General features: G+C 56.4%; 17 protein-coding genes and 1 tRNA gene. 13 read left to right on the forward strand and 5 right to left on the reverse strand.

Annotation, left to right across the window (positions count from 1 at the left end):
* Positions 1-71 precede the first annotated feature (71 nt).
* From B9Z48_RS14635 to B9Z48_RS14680, 10 genes are all read left to right on the forward strand, one after another.
* Positions 72-1,712, forward strand: a complete 1,641-nt coding sequence (locus B9Z48_RS14635; protein WP_146186300.1) for a fused response regulator/phosphatase — start codon at positions 72-74, stop codon at positions 1,710-1,712.
* 353 nt (positions 1,713-2,065) lie between these two features.
* Positions 2,066-4,078 carry an SLBB domain-containing protein gene (locus tag B9Z48_RS14640; RefSeq protein ID WP_158273284.1) on the forward strand — a complete coding sequence of 671 codons (2,013 nt, stop codon included), beginning with the start codon at positions 2,066-2,068 and terminating at the stop codon, positions 4,076-4,078.
* Positions 4,079-5,341 (forward strand): Wzz/FepE/Etk N-terminal domain-containing protein, encoded by a 1,263-nt coding sequence (locus B9Z48_RS14645; RefSeq protein ID WP_089963055.1) that lies wholly within the window; start codon positions 4,079-4,081, stop codon positions 5,339-5,341.
* Positions 5,342-5,352: 11 nt separating this feature from the next.
* The gene (locus tag B9Z48_RS14650; protein WP_158273285.1) at positions 5,353-6,609 is read left to right on the forward strand and encodes a lipopolysaccharide biosynthesis protein; all 1,257 of its coding nucleotides are present in this window, start codon (positions 5,353-5,355) and stop codon (positions 6,607-6,609) included.
* A 3-nt stretch (positions 6,610-6,612) separates the two neighbouring features.
* A complete protein-coding gene (locus B9Z48_RS14655; protein ID WP_089963061.1) occupies positions 6,613-7,941 on the forward strand; it encodes a hypothetical protein in 1,329 nt (442 codons plus the stop codon).
* A gap of 32 nt (positions 7,942-7,973) precedes the next feature.
* Positions 7,974-8,504: a hypothetical protein gene (locus B9Z48_RS14660; RefSeq protein WP_089963063.1), complete on the forward strand. Its 531-nt coding sequence runs from the start codon at positions 7,974-7,976 to the stop codon at positions 8,502-8,504.
* 116 nt (positions 8,505-8,620) lie between these two features.
* Positions 8,621-9,725, forward strand: a protein-coding gene (gene prfB / locus B9Z48_RS14665; RefSeq protein WP_108379363.1) for a peptide chain release factor 2 whose coding sequence is annotated in 2 segments (ribosomal slippage) — positions 8,621-8,701 and positions 8,703-9,725 — 1,104 coding nt in all. Because the reading frame shifts where the segments join, the coding sequence is not laid out codon by codon here.
* A gap of 33 nt (positions 9,726-9,758) precedes the next feature.
* Positions 9,759-12,464 (forward strand): aminopeptidase N, encoded by a 2,706-nt coding sequence (gene pepN / locus B9Z48_RS14670; RefSeq protein ID WP_108379365.1) that lies wholly within the window; start codon positions 9,759-9,761, stop codon positions 12,462-12,464.
* A gap of 15 nt (positions 12,465-12,479) precedes the next feature.
* Positions 12,480-13,487 (forward strand): class 1 fructose-bisphosphatase, encoded by a 1,008-nt coding sequence (locus tag B9Z48_RS14675; RefSeq protein ID WP_089963069.1) that lies wholly within the window; start codon positions 12,480-12,482, stop codon positions 13,485-13,487.
* A gap of 13 nt (positions 13,488-13,500) precedes the next feature.
* A tRNA-Thr gene (locus tag B9Z48_RS14680) sits at positions 13,501-13,576 on the forward strand.
* Between the two features lie 71 nt (positions 13,577-13,647).
* On the opposite strand, the gene B9Z48_RS14685 is transcribed toward B9Z48_RS14680, so the two are convergent.
* Positions 13,648-13,968 carry a BrnA antitoxin family protein gene (locus tag B9Z48_RS14685; RefSeq protein ID WP_089963071.1) on the reverse strand — a complete coding sequence of 107 codons (321 nt, stop codon included), beginning with the start codon at positions 13,966-13,968 and terminating at the stop codon, positions 13,648-13,650.
* Entirely contained in the window at positions 13,949-14,227 is a 279-nt protein-coding gene (locus tag B9Z48_RS14690) for a BrnT family toxin (protein WP_089963074.1), read from the reverse strand. Before B9Z48_RS14690 ends, B9Z48_RS14685 begins: the two co-directional genes overlap by 20 nt.
* A 205-nt stretch (positions 14,228-14,432) precedes the next feature.
* Here B9Z48_RS14690 and B9Z48_RS14695 point away from each other — a divergent pair, with 205 nt between their 5' ends.
* Positions 14,433-15,398 carry a YafY family protein gene (locus tag B9Z48_RS14695; RefSeq protein ID WP_089963308.1) on the forward strand — a complete coding sequence of 322 codons (966 nt, stop codon included), beginning with the start codon at positions 14,433-14,435 and terminating at the stop codon, positions 15,396-15,398.
* Here B9Z48_RS14695 and B9Z48_RS14700 read toward each other — a convergent pair.
* Positions 15,384-15,962, reverse strand: a complete 579-nt coding sequence (locus tag B9Z48_RS14700; RefSeq protein ID WP_089963310.1) for a macro domain-containing protein — start codon at positions 15,960-15,962, stop codon at positions 15,384-15,386. The genes B9Z48_RS14695 and B9Z48_RS14700 overlap by 15 nt on opposite strands.
* Before the next feature lie 85 nt (positions 15,963-16,047).
* On the opposite strand from B9Z48_RS14700, the gene B9Z48_RS14705 reads away from it, so the two are divergent.
* Entirely contained in the window at positions 16,048-17,694 is a 1,647-nt protein-coding gene (locus B9Z48_RS14705) for a nuclease-related domain-containing DEAD/DEAH box helicase (RefSeq protein WP_158273286.1), read from the forward strand.
* 216 nt (positions 17,695-17,910) lie between these two features.
* On the opposite strand, the gene B9Z48_RS14710 is transcribed toward B9Z48_RS14705, so the two are convergent.
* Together B9Z48_RS14710 and B9Z48_RS14715 are read right to left on the reverse strand one after the other, a co-directional pair.
* A complete protein-coding gene (locus B9Z48_RS14710) occupies positions 17,911-18,195 on the reverse strand; it encodes a hypothetical protein (protein WP_089963314.1) in 285 nt (94 codons plus the stop codon).
* Between the two features lie 118 nt (positions 18,196-18,313).
* The gene (locus B9Z48_RS14715) at positions 18,314-19,207 is read right to left on the reverse strand and encodes an NYN domain-containing protein (protein ID WP_089963316.1); all 894 of its coding nucleotides are present in this window, start codon (positions 19,205-19,207) and stop codon (positions 18,314-18,316) included.
* A 176-nt stretch (positions 19,208-19,383) separates the two neighbouring features.
* On the opposite strand from B9Z48_RS14715, the gene B9Z48_RS14720 reads away from it, so the two are divergent.
* Positions 19,384-20,109 carry a CoA pyrophosphatase gene (locus B9Z48_RS14720; protein ID WP_228769370.1) on the forward strand — a complete coding sequence of 242 codons (726 nt, stop codon included), beginning with the start codon at positions 19,384-19,386 and terminating at the stop codon, positions 20,107-20,109.
* Positions 20,110-20,115 lie beyond the last annotated feature (6 nt).

Consider the following 20,115-nt stretch of genomic DNA (forward strand, 5'->3'; position numbering starts at 1 on the left):
AATAAATTCATCATATCTAAATTCAACAGCCCATCAAAGTGACAGAAACGTTATCACCCGTGAGTGTGCTGATGGTTGACGATGACGCCGTCATGCGTCATCTTGTCAAAACATGGCTAAAGGGCCACGCACACTGTCTGGCCGTGAACAGCCCCAACCAGGCCCTTGAGGCTCTGAACGGCAAGCACTGGGATATTTTTTTTGTAGACCTGAATTTAGGCAGCCACCATCCAGATGGCGGTGGACTGAGTTTGGTCGAGGCCGCGCACCGCCTGCACCCCCAAGCCGCCTGTGTCTTGATGACCGCACACGGAAAACAAGAAGAGTTTTCCAGTGCCGTCAATCTCGGCGTCGATCAAATCCTGATCAAACCCTTTTTAAAACAAACTTTCTTTGCCACGCTCAAAAGATTGCAAGACATTCGGCAAACGCGCGAAGCACTCAAGGCCGCTCAAAGCTTGCTGGAACAGCAAAACGAAGAACTCCAAACACGCCGTCTACACGAGCAAAAACTGGCCACATTGGCCCAAAAATACCTTCTTTTTTCTTTGCCCCAAGAAAGCATTCCTGGGCTGCAAATTCACGCCGCATCACAAGCACAAGACGGTGCCAGTGGGGACTTGGTCGATGTGGTCGCAACGCAGCGCGGTGTTTGTCTGGTCAGCGGTGACGTGATGGGCAAGGGTTTGGGTGCTGCCATTGTTTCTGCTGGAATCAAAATCAGCCTCTCCCAACTCAGACCCCTGCAATACATGGCCAGCCCCATGCAGGTGCTCCAACAGCTCAGAGAAAAAGTCACGCCCATGCTCAAAGAGAGTGAAAGTCTCTTGACTTTGAGCTTGGCGGACATCGATACCCAGCAAGGCCTGCTCGAATGGGTCGATTGCGGCGCACCACATCTGCTGCTGCAAAGAGCCTGTGATGGGCACATATTGTTCATTGCGGGCCACATGATGCCCTTGGGCATTGCGACAGAAACCATCACCAGTTGCTCGGTGCCCGTGTTGCAAGATGACCGCTTGCTGCTGGTCTCGGATGGCATTCTTGACGCTTGGGGACTGCCCTTGGCTCAAGAAGCCTACCAAAAAATAGCGCAGATCATGGCCCTTTATCCAATGGGGCAAGAAGCACCATTGGTCAATGCGCTGGTCAAGCAACCCTGCGCAAGCACAGGGGTCGCTGACGATCGTTCATGCATTGCCTTGCACTACACCGCTCCGAATCCACTTTCCAGAGCAGTCCATTCAAAGCAGTTCAAAGCCGAAATGCAGGTTTTACCGGACATCCGCGCCTGGGTTGAAGACATCGTTTCTCCATGTCTGTCCCATTGTGAAGAAGCAAGCAGCGTGCACTGGAAACAGCACATGACATTGGGACTGTCAGAGACCGCAAGCAATGTCATTGGACATGCTTGTCAGGCAGCACAGACCCACGCCACACCGATCCATTTGCTGGTCATCCTGGATCGCCACGGACTTTGGCTTGAATGGCATTACCAAGGCCAGGCGTTCAAACCTGCCGAACGGGAATCAAGAACATTGCCTGAACCCGACTTGCTGGCGCAATCAGGTTATGGACTGTCCATCATTGATGCGGTTTTTGAACACGTCCACTACTTCACCAGCATCCCGCACGGCCAATCCATCGTCACCTACAAACCTTGGCCCCAAGAACCATCGATTCAGATTCATCCCACTGGGGTGACACCATGACACCGTTTTTTTTAAACCCTATGGCACCTCCATCACGCGCTGAAAATGCAGGCCACAAGCGATGGATGCACTCCGTCCTTGCCTGCTTTTTCTTAAGCACCTTGCTGTGTGTGCCGGAGTCATTCGCCCAAGAATACAAGGCCCCGTCCATCACTGAGCTTTATGGCAGCCCTAAGCCACAAAACGCCAACACGAGCACAGAAGCCCCACAGGACAGCAGCTCATCACAACGGCAGGAAAGACCCGGCAGTCTTTATCCCAGTTTGCGTGCCAACAACCTGTCCACAAGGGTGGTGGTCGAATCAGCGCCCCAATCACGTCCCCCTGAAAAAGCATCACCCTTGAAATCGGACATGTCCGATTTTGAAATACTCGTTCAACAAAGTCTGGGCATCACCCTGCCTGTCTTTGCAGACCATCTTTTTCAAAGCCCAAACGCCTCGTTCAACATCGGCGATCAAGTCAATGTCCCCGCTGACTTCGTCATTGGTCCTGGCGATGACATCATTGTTCGGGCTTGGGGCTCGGTTGAACTGGAATACGCCGTCACTGTTGACCGCAGGGGCAGTGTTTTCATTCCCAAAGTGGGCAGCATTCAGTTGTCTGGTCTCACATACAAAGAACTGCAACCCGTTTTAAATCAAGCGATGTCACGGGTTTACAAAAGCTTTGAGCTGTCTGTGACCATGGGCAGCTTGCGCAGCATCAGCCTTTATGTGACCGGATTTGCACGCAAACCTGGAACCTACCAAGTCAATTCACTGTCATCACTGATCAGTGCGCTGTTCGTCACCGGGGGACCCGCTGCCAACGGCAACCTGAGAAACATTGAACTGCGCAGAGGCAATGAAAAAATTGCCGAATTCGATTTGTATGATTTTTTGCTCAACGGCAACCGCAGTGCCGACATGCGCTTGCAAAACGAAGACGTCATCCACATCCCCCCCATGCAGGGCCAAGTGGCCATTGCAGGCAGCGTGCGCAACTCGGCCATCTACCAATACAAAGCAGGGATGACGCTGGCTCAGCTGTTGAGCATCAGCGGGGGAACCACGTCAACAGCAGATGGTTTGCGCATCAAACTCGAACGCATTGCCAAACCTGCAGACAAAAAGACCCCGACACCAAAAGCCAGCCGTTTGATTGAGGAGTTGGACTTTGGCAAAGAGGCCATGCAAACCGTTTTGCGCGATGGCGATCTGGTGGTGCTGGTGCCTGTCTCGCCACAATTCAACAACGCGGTGACCCTCAAGGGACAAGTGGCCCTGCCTTTGCGGCATGCATGGCGAGAGGGCTTGCGCATCTCGGACATTATTCCCGATGTGAACGCGCTGATTTCACCCGCCTACTGGATTGAAAAGAACAGTCAAAACAAGATTGCATCTTTTTTGACAGATCCCGCCAACATCAAAATTGAACCCAGATTTCCCGAGATCAATTGGGAATATGCAGTGATTGAAAGGGTTCTGAACCCTTCACTTCAAATGACCTTGATACCCTTTGAATTGGGCAAGGTCGTCTTTAACCGAGACCCTCAACACAATTTGGTGCTGCAACCCGGTGACACGATCACCGTTTTCTCTCGCAACGACTTTCGAGGCCCCATTGAGCAAAGCACTCGCGTGGTCAAGATCGAAGGTGAAGTTCGCAGGCCTGGCATGTACACCGTCCAAGCAGGAGACACACTGTCAACGCTCTTGGAAAAAGCAGGCGGCGTCACGCGCTTGGGTTATCTCTACGGCGCACAGTTGTTTCGAGAATCGGTCAGACAACAACAACAACGCCGCACAGAAGATGCCATCAACGCCATGGAGCGTGATTTCGCCAAATTCCTGATTGAACGCAGCCGCGAAACCGTTGCAACGGGCGAGACCGAAACCGTTTCAGCGGAAAAAAATGCCGTCCAGTCCTTCTTGGATAACCTGCGCAAACTCAAGCCAGAAGGCCGAATGATTTTGGAGCTCAACAGCCAAACTCGGCATCCAGATCAGCTGCCCAAAATTCGACTCGAAAACAACGACAGTTTTTTCATTCCCGCTGTTCCTGAAACCGTGGAAGTGATGGGCTCGGTCATGGCCGAACGTTCATTCCTTTGGCAGAAAAACAGAGATGCCGAGGACTACATCCAAATGGCCGGAGGGCGTCGAAGTTCCGCCAGAAGCACAACCGCCATCGTGATTCGTCCAGATGGCACCCTCGTTGCAGCCGATCAACTCGGGTCTGAAGACATCGCCCCGGGTGACACGATCTGGGTCGAAGAAAACACCGAAGCGGTCAGCTGGATACGACGCGTCAAGGACATCTCACAAATCGTCTACCAACTGGGCATGGGCATTGCAGGCATTCGCATTGTCAAAGGGCTGTAAATGAAACCCAGCCGCCCCCTGCCCAAGCACAGAGAGGTGTCTTCAAGACCGCCCTCTGCAAGCTCGGACACCTACAGCCTCATGCCCGTGCTCTTGCCGCTGGTGCAAGCGAAATGGTGGGTGATGGGAGTGCCCTTGGTGGTCTCGGTTCTGGTCCTGTTGCACGGGATATTTTCAACCCAGTATTTCAAGGCATCGACCCGGGTTCTTCCGCCTCAATACAACCAAAACACCATCAGCCGCGGCCTGATTGCGATGGGAGGAGAGAGTGCCTTGGGCAATTCAGCGCTCAACCTGAAAAACCCGACCGATCTTTTTGTGGGCATTTTGCGCAGCCGCACCATTTTGGATGGTGTGATTCAAAACCATGATTTGCTCAAGCACTACGAAGCCAAGGACATGGACACGGCCCGGCAATTGCTTGAGTCACGCACCGACATCAATTCGGGCAAAGATGGCATTGTGGAGATTTCGGTGGAAGACTCTGACCCGGTCAGAGCGGCACAACTGGCCAATGCCTACGTCCTGGAACTTCAAACCTTTTCCAGTGATTTGGCCAAAAAAGAAGGTGGCAGGCGAAGCGACTTTTTCAACAACGCGCTGAGCAAAGCCCGGCAAAGCCTCAACGAAGCAGATGAACAACTGAGAAGAACCGAAAAGCGAACAGGTTTTACACGCCTTCGCGGCCAAGATGAAGCCATCTTGAGCACCGCACGAGATTTGCGCAATCAAATTGCCAACAAGGAAGTTCAACTGAGGACCTTGCTCAGTTATGCCACCGACGACAACCCCGACGTTCGACTCTTGCGCAGCGAACTGGGCAACCTGAAACAAAAAGTGCAAGAAGCCACCAGCGAAATACCGGGCTCTGCATCCAAACCCAACAGTCAAGGCGCGTTTGTCCCTCTGTCAAAGGCACCCGATGCCTTGATGGAGCACAGTCAACGCAAGCGCGATGTGGAGTATTGGGAAAACATTGTGACCATCTTGGGGCAATACACCGAGCTGGGCAAGATGGATGAAACGCGGGATTTTTCCTTGTTTCAGGTGCTCGACATCGCCATCAGCCCCCAAAACAAATCGCGGCCACGCATCAAAGTCAACGTCATCCTTTCCGGGGTCGGCTCCACCATGCTGACCATCATGTTCATTTGGGCTCGTGCCTACGTGAGACAACGCAGAAATGCGAGCTCCAAATTTGCCGACCAATTCGTCATTCTTAAAAATGAATTGTTCAAAAACCCTTTGAAGCGCCCCGAATGAGGACATTGCCCATGCCCTCCACCTTGCTGCGCAATGCCTATGCCTTGTACGCCCTTCAGCTGGCCAACTACATCATTCCACTGCTGACATTGCCTTTTTTGGTTCGGTCTTTGGGCGCTGAAGCCTTTGGCTGGTTGGCCTGGAGTGCCGCTGTTAATTTTTATTTTGTTTTGCTGGTGGATGCGGGCATGAACACACATGCCGCGAAAGAGCTTGCCAAACTGGACCCTCAAAACAAAGCAGAAAACAGACACGCTGCAGGTGCCGTGGTGGTGCATGTCACGGCCCTGAAATGGCTTTTGCTTTTTGCAAGCGCCTTGGTGATGCTGACCTGCACCGCCCTGATCACCTCCTGGCATGCCCAATGGCCCTTGTTCGCCTGGTGCTTCATGACGGTGGTCGGATCGGCGGTGTTTCCCACATGGTTGTTTCAGGGCTTGCAAATCATGCACAACACCTTGTTTTTTGGTTTGGCTGGACGTGTGTTGGCGACTTGCGGCATTTTTCTGTTGGTGGATGGGCCCCAAGACCTGTTGTGGGCCGCCGCACTCCAAAGCAGTGCCACCTTTTTGTCAGGCCTCATGGCCTTGCCCACCATTTTGGCCCTTCCCTGCTTGGCATGGTCCAGGCCCCATTGGGCAGGCATCTGTGATGTCGCCCGAAAAAGTCGCCACTTGGCCATCACCGATTACACATTGACGGCGCTGGCCAACAGCACCGTTTTTTTGATGGGTATGGTGTTTTCAAAAGAAGTGGTGGGCATGTATGCCGCCATAGAAAAAACAATACGCGCCGCAGCCAGCATGTTTTCTCCATTGATTCAAGCCGCGCAACCGCGCTGGGTTCAAGCTTGGCATCGACAAGGGCAAATCTTTCAGCCACAACGACTGCACAGCTGGACTGTTGTATTTCTATTGTTGGCCTTGGTAGGCGCGGTCACTGCACATGCTTTTGCTGAATGGGGTTTGGCCCTTTTGTTCAATGAGGCAACCGCCTCGCACGCTGATTGGGCCAAAATTTTGTCATTTTGGTTGCCCTTCAACGTTGCCAATGCCATGCTGAGCGCGTGGTGGTGGGTGGCCTCAGGCAGAGAAAAACAGCTAGCCAAAAGGGTGTTGCCCGGCGCAGTGCTGCAAGCGACTGTTTTTGCATGGGCACTCCACACAACCCACACCGAATTGGCCTTGTGGGCCTGGGTCACTTGTGAAGCATTCATGACTTTGTTGCTCACGCATCGCAGTGGTCTGGTGTCCAAACATCACGGCTAAGTCATGACTTCGGCTGACCGCATGCCTGCACGCCAAGCCAGGCTTGGCCCTGTGATGAATCACCCAGGCTTGACCTCACCCGTTCAAGACATGAACTGGCACAGCTGGACGGCCAATGATGGTGTTCAGGCCTTGGCATTGCTTGCACTGTTGAGTTATTGCGTGACAGCCGCCATCACCGGTCCATTCAGGTGGGCGGTTGGACTCGTGGGGCTGACACCCATCATTTACTTTCCACAGATCTTGATGCTCGGCTCCACATTGGCCGTGGTCGTCTGGGAATCCCGCCAAGGATTGCAACCGCTTCGCGCCATGACGCTGTTGGTCATTTCATATTCTATTTTGGTGGGTTTGTTTCATACACCGGTTTACCAAGTTCTTTTTGGCATTTACACCTTGCTGCCATTTTGGTTTGGTTTGTCATGCTCTGAAATCATTTTCAGACACTGGCATCTTGTTTTCAAAACGTCTGTTTGGCTTTGGCTTGTGGTCGTCACTGGCGTTATTTTGAACTACTGGATCGCTTATCCATGGGAAGGTTTCGGTTACTCGGTGGGTGACCTCGACGTCGTCAGCTCCCGTGAATGGGAAAACATTGGCGGTGGCAAACGATTGGCTGGATTTTCAAGGGCTTCATTTGATGCCGCCTTACAGACCTTGCTGTTGGGCGTCATTGTGGTCATGGGCACACGCTGGGTGTGGCTGCGCCTTTTAATTTGGAGCATCACATTTTTAACCATTTACATGACCACGAGCAAAGGCGTTTACAACATGTTTGCAATATTGTCGCCCGTGGTCATATTGGGTCAAAAAATACCTTCCTCTGCCATTCGATGGTGGCCTTTGGCGCTGGGTTTGGTGGCTCTGCTGTTGCCAATGACACCCTTGTTCATGGATGTGAATTTTTACATCCGAGATCAAGAGTTGGCGAATTTGACATTTTCATTTTGGGACCGCTTGAATGACATGTGGCCCAACGCTTGGAAGCTGTTGGAAAACCAAGGCAGTTCACTTTGGGGACGGGGATTAGGCGGTATTGGTACTCCTCAAACTTATTTCGAATTCAATCGATTCAATGCAGCAGACAATATATTTGTTTATTGGTTTGTTATTTTTGGATGGGTGGCGCTGCCTGGTTTTTTACTGTTGCTGTTGAGATCACTCCGACTTAATCCCTGGCGAGACCCAGTTGAAGCTGCTGCTTACTGTCTATTGCTGGCGACTTTGATTTATGGGATCACGGCCAATGTGGTTGAGAGTGGTTTTTTTGCCATTGCTGCCGGCATGGCAGTTCGCTACTTATTTCATGAAACGGAGGAACTCAAAATATAAAAATAAATTCATCCAAAAAATCAGGGACCTTTATGAAAAATAAATTAAAAAACTGTTTTCTTTTAATATCTTCAACCATTTTTTTCTCCATCACAAGTCAAGCCATTGCATCAGAAACATATTGCCCCTCCTTTTTGAGCGTGCAAGGTGCACCCGAGCCGACCCATCGGGGTGAATTCACCTTTTCACCTCATACCCATCACTGGAGTCGCAGTCCGGAACACAAAAATGTGGTGCTGTTTGCAGTTGATCAACCATTACCCGGGGATCGCTTTTGCGGTGTGAGTTTTTTCAGCAACTCATTTGGACAGCCCACTGTCTACCTTTACGGTGGCCGTCAATTCAACAACGTCTTTGGCGTACCAGCCCTTTTTGTCAAACTGACGGCAGGCTTGATGTACGGCTATGTGGCACCTTACGAAGACAAAGTTCCATTGAACCGAAATGGTTTCTCACCCGCCGTGATCCCTGCACTGGGCTACAAATTGAATGAGCACGATTCGGTTCAAATGAAAGTGCTGGGCACTGCTGGTCTGATGTTTTCTTACGGTAGACGCTTTTAAAACCACAAGCCCCCAAAAGTTGGCACCTGGCCAAGCCAGACCCCGAAGAACTTGCCACAGGCGCAAGGTCGAACTCATGAGAAAATGCCCGGTTTACCGAACCGGAGCATTTCCCCATGGACGCAGAACGCATCAACCAGATTGGCACCACCCTCAGCGACCTGAGCGCCCGGACCCAAGAGTTACGGGGGTATCTTTGACTACGATGCCAAATCTGAACGGCTGAGAACCGTCAACGCATCACTCGAAGATCCCGCGGTCTGGAATGACCCCAAAAAAGCCCAAGAGCTGGGCAAAGAGAAAAAAGCCCTGGACGGTGTGGTGGTCACCATCACCAACCTGACCAGCGAGTTGTCTGACAACCTTGAGCTCTTTGAGATGAGCAAGGAAGAAGGCGACGACGATGGCTTGATGACCATCGAGGCGGAAACCGCCAAGTTGACCCAACTTGTCGAAGACCTCGAATTTCGCCGCATGTTCCGGCACGAGGCCGATCCGCTCAACTGCTTTGTCGACATCCAGGCGGGCGCGGGTGGTACAGAGGCCTGCGACTGGGCCAGCATGTTGCTGCGCCAGTACCTCAAATACGCCGAACGCAAGGGCTTCAAGGCCACCGTGGAAGACGAAACCCCGGGCGACACCGCAGGCATCAAGGGCGCAACCATCAAGATCGAAGGCGAATACGCCTTTGGCCTGCTGCGCACCGAAACCGGCGTGCACCGCTTGGTCCGCAAGAGCCCCTTCGACTCGTCGGGTGGCCGCCACACGTCTTTCGCCTCGCTGTTTGTGTACCCCGAGATCGACGACTCGATCGAGATCAACATCAACCCGTCGGATGTGCGCACCGACACCTTCCGTGCCAGCGGCGCGGGCGGTCAGCACATCAACAAGACCGACTCGGCCGTGCGATTGACGCACATCCCCACGGGCATTGTGGTGCAGTGCCAAGACGGCCGCAGCCAGCACAGCAACCGCGATGTGGCTTGGCAACGTCTGCGTTCACGCTTGTATGACTTTGAAATGCGCAAACGCATGGAAGAGCAGCAAAAGCTGGAAGACACCAAGACCGATGTGGGCTGGGGTCACCAGATCCGCAGCTACGTGCTCGACAACAGCCGCATCAAGGATTTGCGCACCAACGTCGAAATTTCGGCCACCCAAAAAGTGCTTGATGGCGACCTCGATGCGTTCATCGAAGCCTCACTGAAACAAGGCCTCTGAGCTGCTCAGACCTCAAACAAAACGGAGTTAGTGATGCGTGAAGGACAACCCACCGCGATCCAGCGCGAGGCGTACACCGCCCCAGCTTTTTGGATCGATACCGTCGATCTGACCTTTGATCTGGACCCGACCAAAACCCGCGTGCTGAACAAAATGCGCCTGCGCCGCAATCCGGATGTGGCTGCACAAGCACTGCGTCTGGACGGCGAAGACCTGAATTTGGCCCGCGTGTTGGTCAATGGCGGTGGCACCTCATTCAAGATGGACGGCCATCAGTTGGTACTGGAAAACCTGCCCGAAGGTACGGACGCCTTCGATCTGGAAATCTTCACCACCTGCAACCCCGAGAAGAACACCCAGCTGATGGGCTTGTACGTCAGCCAGGGCACCTTCTTCACGCAATGCGAGGCCGAGGGCTTTCGCCGCATCACCTACTTCCTGGACCGCCCGGACGTGATGGCCAGCTACACCGTCATGCTGCGTGCCGACAAGGCCAAGTACCCGGTGCTGCTGAGTAACGGCAACCTGGTCGAGCAAGGTGCGCTGGACGACGGTCGCCACTTTGCCAAGTGGGTTGACCCGCACAAAAAACCTTGCTACCTGTTCGCCCTGGTGGCCGGTCAACTGGTCGCTCGCGAGCAACGCATCATCAGCCGCAGTGGCACCGAGCATCTGCTGCAGGTGTTCGTGCGCCCCGGCGACCTGGACAAAACCGAACACGCGATGAACTCGCTCATGGCCAGCGTGGCTTGGGACGAAGCACGCTTTGGCTTGCCGCTCGATCTGGAACGCTTCATGATTGTTGCCACCAGCGACTTCAACATGGGCGCGATGGAAAACAAGGGTCTGAACATCTTCAACACCAAGTTCGTGTTGGCCAACCCAAACACCGCCACCGACATGGATTTCGGCAACATCGAAAGCGTTGTTGGCCACGAGTACTTCCACAACTGGACGGGCAACCGCATCACCTGCCGCGACTGGTTCCAGCTCTCGCTCAAAGAAGGCCTCACTGTCTTCCGCGACCAAGAGTTCAGCCAAGACATGGCGGGCGAGGCCAGTGCCCGCGCCGTCAAACGCATCGAAGACGTGCGGGTCTTGCGCACCGTGCAGTTTGCCGAAGACGCCGGCCCCATGGCCCACCCCGTGCGCCCCGACAGCTATGTCGAGATCAACAACTTCTACACCGTCACCATCTACGAAAAAGGTTCTGAAGTCGTTCGCATGATGCAGACCCTGGTGGCCACGCCCAACGACCTGCAAGGCCGCGATGGTTTTGCCAAGGGCATGAAGCTTTACTTTGAGCGCCACGATGGCCAAGCCGTGACCTGCGACGACTTTGCGCAAGCCATTGCCGACGCCAACCCCGGCTCGGCCCTGACGCAAAACCTGAGCACCTTCAAGCGCTGGTACAGCCAGGCGGGCACCCCGCGTCTGCAAGCGCGTGGTGTCTACAACGCGGCCGAGCGCAGCTACACCCTCACACTTGCTCAAAGCTGCCCCGCCACGCCCGACCAAGCCAGCAAACAGCCCTTCGTGATCCCGGTCACGCTGGGCCTGCTTTCAAGCGATGGCCAAGCCCTGTCCTTGCAACAAGCTGGCAGCGCCGACGTCTTGCCCCAGCAAACCCTGGTGCTGACCGAAGCCAGCGCCAGCTACACCTTTGTCAACATCGACAGCGAACCCGTGCCCTCGCTGCTGCGCGGTTTCAGCGCCCCGGTGGTGCTCCAAGATGGCCTGAGCACGGCCGACCTGCTTTGCCTGCTGGCTCACGACAGCGACCCCTTCAACCAATGGGAAGCCGGTCAACGCCTGATGCTGCAAAGCGCTGTGCAAGCGCTGACGCAGGCCGAGGCTTCAGGCCCCGTCCTTTCGGATGAGCTGGTCGCTGCGCTGCGCAACGTGCTGCGCCACCCTGGTTTGGATGCCGCCTTCAAAGACCTGGCCCTCACGCTGCCGTCCGAGAACTACATCGCGGACCAACTGAGCGTGGTGGACCCACAACGCGTGCACGCCCTGCGCGAAGCCATGCGACTGCAACTGGCCACCGCCTTGCAAACCGACTGGCAATGGGCTTGGGACACTCACAAGCACAACGGTGCCTACTCGCCTGACGCCCAATCCAGCGGCCGCCGCGCCCTGTCGGGTCTGGCCATGGGCATGCTGTGCATCGCCGCCGTTCAGTCGGGCGACGACGTGACGCCCGGCCGCGTGTACCAGCAATTCAAGGACGCGGGCAACATGACCGACCGCTTCAACGCGCTGTCGGCCCTGGTGATCAGCGGCCATCCACTGGCACAAGACGCATTGGCCTTGTTCCACAAAATGTTCCAGCACGAAGCCTTGGTCATCGACAAATGGTTTGCCCTCCAAGCCGGTGCACCTGACCGCGCGGGCGACGTGCTGCCGCGTGTGCGCCAGCTCATGCAACATGCCGACTTCAGCCTGCGCAACCCCAACCGCGCCCGCAGCCTGATCTTCAGCTACTGCAGCGCCAACCCGGCGGCCTTTCACCGTGCCGACGCCGCAGGCTATGTGTATTGGAGCGAGCAAGTGCTGGCCTTGGATGCCATCAACCCGCAAGTGGCCGCCCGCCTGGCCCGCGCCATGGACCGCTGGAGCCGCATGACCGAGCCCTACCGCAGCGCGGCCAAAGTGGCCATCGAACGCGTGGCTGCCAAAGCCGACCTCAGCAACGATGTGCGCGAAGTCATCAGCCGGGCGCTGAGCAGCACCTGAACCCAAGGACCGAACATGAGCCCCAAAATCTCCCTCTCCCGCTACCTGGTCGAACAGCAACGCGACAAAGGCCACATTCCGGCTGACCTGCGCCTACTGCTCGAAGTGGTGGCCCGTGCCTGCAAAAGCATCAGCCACGCCGTCAACAAAGGTGCGCTGGGCGGTGTGCTCGGCAGCGCCGACAGCGAAAACGTCCAAGGCGAAGTCCAGAAAAAACTCGACATCATCGCCAACGAAGTGCTGCTCGAAGCCAACGAATGGGGCGGACACCTCGCCGCCATGGCCTCTGAAGAAATGGACAGCATCTACCTGGTGCCCAACCGTTACCCACAGGGCGAATATCTCTTGCTGTTTGATCCCCTCGATGGCTCGTCCAACATCGACGTCAACGTCAGCATCGGCACTATTTTCAGCGTCCTCAAAAAGCCCGAAGGCAGCCAGGGCGTGACCGAGCAGGACTTCTTGCAGCCCGGCCAGCAGCAAGTGGCCGCAGGCTATTGCGTCTATGGCCCACAAACCACACTGGTGCTCACCGTGGGTGACGGTGTGGCCATGTTCACCCTGGACCGCGAGCAAGGCTCCTTTGTGCTCACACAAGAAAACCTGCGAGTGCCTGCCGACACCAAAGAGTTCGCCATCAACATGAGCAATATGCGCCACTGGGACGAGCCCGTGCGCCGCTACATCGACGAATGCCTGCAAGGCAAGGAAGGCCCACGCGGCAAGGACTTCAACATGCGCTGGATCGCCAGCATGGTGGCCGATGTGCACCGCATCCTGACCCGTGGCGGCGTGTTCATGTACCCCTGGGACAAGCGCGAACCGCACAAACCCGGCAAGCTGCGCCTGATGTACGAAGCCAACCCCATGAGCTGGCTGATCGAACAAGCCGGTGGCGCCGCCACCAACGGCCAACAGCGCATTCTCGACCTGCAGCCAACCCAATTGCACGAACGCGTGAGCGTGGTGTTGGGCTCCAAAAACGAAGTTGAACGCCTGACCAGCTACCACGCGCAGGTATAATTTTTGAAGGTCAGCCGGTGTAGCTCAGTCGGTAGAGCAGCTCATTCGTAATGAGAAGGTCGGGTGTTCGATTCATCTCTCCGGCACCAGTCAACATGAGGGTCAGCAGATCAAGGTCTGCTGACCCTTTTTTTGTACCCAACCCTCGGTCAACGAGGCTTTACGCTTTGGTCAAGCCATGAGCGACAGCTTCGCGCAATGCAGCATTGATGCGGGTTTGCCAGCCTTGCCCTGTAGCCTTGAAGGCTTCGAGCACATCGGCGTCTATCCGCATGTTCAGCGTGGGACGCTTCACTGCAGCGGCTGGCCGGCCGCGCCCCCGCTTGAGCGTAGCTTGTTGCCAATAGGCGGCCACTGCTGCCGCATCATTGGGGTCATAGGGACCATCGGCCGCACCATGTGCAATCGGTGCATCCTGCAAAGCCTCTCGCTTGACGCGATCCCAATCCGTCCCGGTGGGTTTAATCCGTGTTTTGGGCATAAAGCGTCCTTTCTTGTTTGGATGCGCGCCGCAGCGATATGGCTCGCACCACGTCTGGATCACGCAGCACATAGACAAGCACCAAGACCACGCCAGCCACTTCCACCATGGCCACATCCATCCAACGAGCCTCATCAGCTCGAATGCTCTCAATCGTCAGTTTGTTGACCGCATTAAAAACCAGCGGCGCGTCTGACAACGAAAGTCCGTGCTTCAGGATGTTGGCCGCGTCCTTGCGGGGATCAAACGTGAATTGCATGAATAGATTTATTGTATGGGCATCAATTAAATATTACAAGCGCGAGGCACTTTGCACCCGCACCCAAGACGCATGCACGACGCCATGTGTTGATGCACAGCTCACCAGGCTCTTGGCGCGAGCCTGACGGCCCCCATCATGTGACAGACGCACGGCGCACCAAGCCAGCGCATTAGACTGCTCAAAAATAGAACCTCACGCCGCCATGTCTGAAATCGACCGCCTGTACCGCTACAAAACCTTGCTCAGCAGTCGCCGGGCCATGTCGCGAGAAGACATCTTGAACGCGCTGGAAATTTCACCGGCCACCTTCAAACGCGACCTGGCCAAACTGCGTGACCGGCTCAACTCGCCCATCGTGTTTGACCGCGACCTGGGTGGCTACCGACTTGAAAAAGCCGACAACGCCACCGAGCTGCCGGGCTTTTGGTTCAGCCAGGACGAGATCCTCGCCCTCATGACCATCCAGAGCATGATCGAGCAGCTTGAACCCGGGCTGCTGGGCCCCAAACTTCAGCCCCTTCGCAAACGGCTGGACGACATGCTCACCCACCAAGGACTCGACCCACTGCTGTTGACGCAACGGGTACGGGCCGTACACGCTGGCAAGCGACACCTGCCGCTTTTGGCTTTTGAGCATGTGGCCAAAGCCACCTTCGAGCGCAAACAAGTGCGCATCCAGCACCACAACCGCATGAGCGGCCAGACCCTCGAGCGCGACATCTCACCGCAGCAACTCATCCACTACCGCGACAACTGGTATGCAGACGCCTGGTGCCACCTGCGCAAAGAAGTGCGCAGCTTCTCGATCGACGCCATCCAACATGCCACCGTGCTGGACAAGGACGCTAAAAACATTGACCTCCAAGCCATGCGACACCAGCTCGACGGGGGCTACGGCATCTTTGGCGGTAGCCCCAAAGATTGGGCCGAACTGCGCTTCAGCGCTGCCCGTGCAGGCTGGGTGCAACACGAAAGCTGGCACCCGCAACAGCAAGGTCTGCTGCACCCTGACGGCAGCTACACCCTGCGCCTGCCCTACGCCGACGAGCGCGAGTTGATGGGCGACATCTTGCGCTTTGGCGCAGAGGTCGAAGTGATGAAACCCATGGTCTTGCGTCACCAGGTGCAAACCGAAATCGCCCGCATGGCCGCGCTATACGGGCGCTGATACAGCCGCTGACTCGCCCTGCGAAGAAGTCAATGAAGCGGGCTGCGACACAACAAGCCCTGCAGCCCGCAGTGCACCCGTGTAAAGGTCGCGCAAAAACTCGCTGGCCACACACAGGCGCAAGCGCTGCAAGTGCGGCGCAGCATCCTCGGCACACGAGAGCACCTTGGCCATGATCTGAGCCGCCAGGATGGGCGGAAACGCAAACACCCCTGTGCCTATCGCAGGCAGGGCCATGGTGCGTATGTCGTTTTGGTGAGCGCCTTGAATGGCCGCTTGCAAGGCCTGCTCCAGAATGGCTGGCGCATCGTCGTGGTGGGTGTACGAAGCCGCACGGACATGGATCACCCAAAGGTTGGGCAAATTAAATCCCGGCGTGACCAAAAAAGCGCCATAGGCCAGCGGTGCAAAAGGCTTGCAATGCTCTTCCAGCTTGGGGCCTGCGGCGGTGTGAATGGCCCCCGCCACGCCCGAGCCCAAACGCAAATTGGCATTGGCACTGTTGACCACCGCCTCCACATCGGGCTGTTTAACGATATTTCCCACAACGACTTCGATCTTCATGGCTTAACTCCTTTGAACGATCGAATCTTGAACACCCACAGGCTCAAGGCGTGAGCTATCCAAAATGGGCGTGCCAAAATTGCCCATGGCCCGAATTCACCCCAGCTTCCCACTGCACGCCCCTGCCCACCTGGGTGGCTACCGAGAACGCGACATTTTGCGCACACTGCAATACGGTTTGCCTGATGCGTTTGACGTGTTCCACAACCTGTCCTGGTCGGGCATGCAAGGCCATCAGCAAAGCTTTGGCGAATACGACTTCGTCATCGTCTCGCCCGGCGGGCAACTGCTCATTGTCGAAGTCAAAGCTGGCGACGTGAACGACAGCGAAAACGGTCTGACCAAACACTACACACGCCAAGGCCCCAAAGACATCGGCCACCAAATGCGGCGCATGCATTCAAGTTTTCTGCAGCGCATGGACAACGGCGATCTGCCACAAGTCCATGTGGGTGCACTGCTGGTGCTGCCCGACTTTCGCATGCAAGGCCCCATCGTCGGCTACCCGCCTGAGCGCATTGTCGATGCCACTCAGATCGACCAGCTCTGCCACACCATCCGCCAAAGCTTTACGCCCCACACACTGCCCGCCGACCAACGTCAACGCGTGCTGGACTTTCTGGCCAACCGCTTTGACGTAACGCCCGACGTGGCCACACACATTGGGCAATTGCAACACGCCACCACCCAACTGGCCAACGGCCTGGCCAGCTGGGTACCGCGCATCACACACGCCGACCAGCTCTACCAAATCGAAGCCACCGCAGGCTCAGGCAAAACACAGCTGGCCCTGGCCCTGCTGCGCCAAGCCGTGGCCCAAGGCCACAAAGCCCGCTATGTGTGCTTTAACCGCCCACTGGCGGACCACCTGGCCCGCCTGGCCCCGGCCAGCTGCGAAGTCACCACCTTCCACCAACTGTGCCGCGACCACGCCGAACGCCAAGGCCACACCCTGGACTTTGCAGACCCCCAAGTGTTTGCCCGCATGACGCAGCAATACCTGCAAGACGCCGCCACCCTGCCCGCCCGCCTGGGCCTGCTGATCCTGGACGAATCACAAGACCTGGACCTGGCCTGGGTCGACGCCCTGTCGCAAGCCCTGCTGCCCGAAGGCCAGCTGTATGTGATGGGCGACAGCCAGCAACAGCTGTACGAGCGCGAAGCCTTTGCGCTCGGCAGTGCCGTGCAAGTGCGCTGCATGGACAACTTCAGAAGCCCCCAACGCGTGGTGCAGATGATCAACCGCCTGCAACTCACCCCCGAGCCCGTGCTGGCCCGCAGCGCCCACACCGGAGAGCTGCCGCACTTCCATGTATGGGAGTCTGGCCTGAGCAGCGCACAAGGCCAACTGAACCAATGCCTGAAGCAGCTGTGGCAAAGCGGCTACACACCAGAACAAGTGGCCGTCATCAGTTACCGGGGTGTCCAGCAATCTGAAGCCCTGCGCCAAGACCGCTTGGGCGGGCACGCCACACGGCGCTTTACGGGCCAATACGACAACGCAGGCAACCCGCTGTGGCGCGATGGCCCGCTGCTGGTTGAAAGCCTGTACCGCTTCAAAGGCCAAAGCGCCCCCGCCGTGGTGCTGTGCGAAGTCGACTTTGAAACCCTGACCGAGCGCGACCAACACAAACTCTTTGTCGGCCTCACCCGGTCACAAATGCGTGTGGATGTGGTGCTGAGCGAACGGGCGGCGAGGGCGCTGGCCGAGTGCTTGTCGAATACACCTTGACGCCTGACTTTTACAGCAGTTCAGAACTCAATCACAAAGGACGGTTTCGGTCTGCCCCAGACAACCCATGATGGGCGCTGGGCTGAATTGATCGGTATGAGATCCTCACCGTCGTGGCGACAGGTGGTGGGTTGTGGGGCGTCATCGCGACGAGGGCATCGCTGCTACAAAAAAATCTACAGCCCCAACCAAGCTTGGCTTAAACGTGGCAAGCCTTCAGGCGCGACCCGTCATTTGTGCACCTGAGCCGAGCGACAGCATTTCAAGCCGGTTCAAAGCGCCCAAGGCCTGAACGGCTTTGCGGGTTGCGCTGGGCACATTGCCACCGCTGGCCCGCAAATAATGGAGCGCCATGGCCAGCGCGTTTTCTGCCTCTTGGTGCATCGCCAACGTGAAATGGTCTTGTGGCAAAGCGCCCGCTGTTGAGCCAATGGCTTGCGGCGTGAAGTGTGCTGCTGTTGTCATGACTTGCTGCTCCAGTTGGAAGATGTTTGATCGCATGGTCAGAATTTAGCAGCCTCAAAGTTATTTTTGTTACTTTAATGACTATTAATTGCAACAAATTGATAACAAGAAAAACCTTCCTGCAAGCACTGGCTCAACGGGGCGCGTGACGGTCTCAATCCTCGATGTCGGGGGGCAAACCGTCGCCCACCAGGGCGGGAGCAGCCGGCTCAGACACCACGGCACGCAAGGTTTCGCGCAACATTTTCTTTTCAGGCAGGCTCAAGGCCCGTGCCAAACGGTGACGCATGCGCAGCAGCAATTGACGGTCCACCTCTTGCGGAATGCCTCGGCTGATCATCAAGGCTTCTTTCAAGTCTTCGCGCAAGTCCTCGGGTTCGTCGGCCCACCATGCGGTGATGACTTCGTGCATGGATTTGCGCAGTTCTTCCACGTCTTCAACGGCCAGTCCCATGCCGGTGGGCATCTTGCCTTGCAGCATCTCGGCCAGGGCCTGTGAGTTGACCACCACGCGGCGGTCGGCCTGGGCCAAGAGCCTGGCCCAACCTGGATCGGTGCGCACCATTTGCGGCATGTTGCGGGCCGACTCGTCGGCCAGCAAATGCACGCTCACGCCGCTGAGCTGGGCTTCATCAATGGTGGCCAAAAACCGTTCATCGTCGCTGGCCACCAGCACATGGTCGCAGGCATGGTGCTCGGCCAGTTGCTTGAGGTCATGGCCCAAAGAGCGAAGCAAAGAAGCGCCGCCGTCGGCGTCGTGGGCTTGCACCAGCCGAACGATCTGATCATCAATCACCAGCCCATCCGAGCGGTCGCTGTACCAATAAATGCGTTTCAAATCAACGTCCAAGGCCGACTGCGAAAGCGCCTGCGACAACAAACCGAGCAGCCCCTGGCGGTTGACCGTCTCGCCTGTAGCACCCATGGCACCTTGCTGCGCCATCCAAATCAAAAAGCGCCCGTCAATCAGGGCCATGCAAGTACCGCTGCGGTGTTCGCCAAAGCGGCGTTCAGGACGGGCGTCGTGGGAAAAATAATCGCGTTTCATGGATTGACCTATTTGAATATGAAAAATAAAGCCGCTAAAGAATGCGGCTGTTACATTCTAAAGCCTGACCTCTGTCTCGATGAACCCAAGGCCATGTTGGGTGACATGCCTCACATCGGTGTTGAGATGGGCCATCAAGGTCTTGCAAGCTGCAAGGTCGGTTATAAATCACCCCTGTGCCTAAACCTTTGAACTTTGACCCCCGCACCGTCCCTTTTTGGCGAGTGGACCACGACATGCCTGCGGTATCGCCTGAGCTGTTGCACCCCGATGCCTTGAGGGCCCGGTTTCAGCAAAACCTGGCTTGGCAGCCTGAAGTGGAGCGCGAACCGTCCTTTTCTGACCGAACACCGGCCAAAGCGGCGGTGCTTGTGCCGATTGTGATGCGGGGTGCACACGCCACAGAGCCCACCCTTTTGTTGACGCGCCGTGCGGCCCACATGTCCACACACTCGGGGCAAATTGCCTTTCCGGGTGGCAAAGTGGACCCGGAGGATGCCGACATGCAAGCCACCGCGCTGCGCGAAGCCCAAGAAGAGGTCGGACTGCACCCGCGCCATGTGCAGGTCTTGGGTGAATTGCCTCTGTATGTCACCGGGACCGCGTTTTGGGTGACGCCTGTGGTGGCCTTGGTCACACCGGATTTTGACCTGACGCCCAACCGGGATGAGGTGGACGATGTGTTTGAGGTGCCTTTGTCTTTTTTGATGAACCCAGCGCACCACAGACGCCACAACGTGGACTGGCAAGGCAGCCAAAGAACGTGGTTTTCCATGCCTTACCTTGAGCACCAACATTTACCGTCGGGGGAAGTGCAGACTCACGAGCGGTACATTTGGGGCGCAACAGCGGCCATGCTGCGCAATTTCTACCGTTTTTTGGCCGCCAACCCGAACCCCTGAGGAAAC

Source organism: Limnohabitans sp. WS1, from assembly GCF_003063265.1.
Taxonomy (GTDB): Bacteria; Pseudomonadota; Gammaproteobacteria; order Burkholderiales; family Burkholderiaceae_C; genus Limnohabitans_A.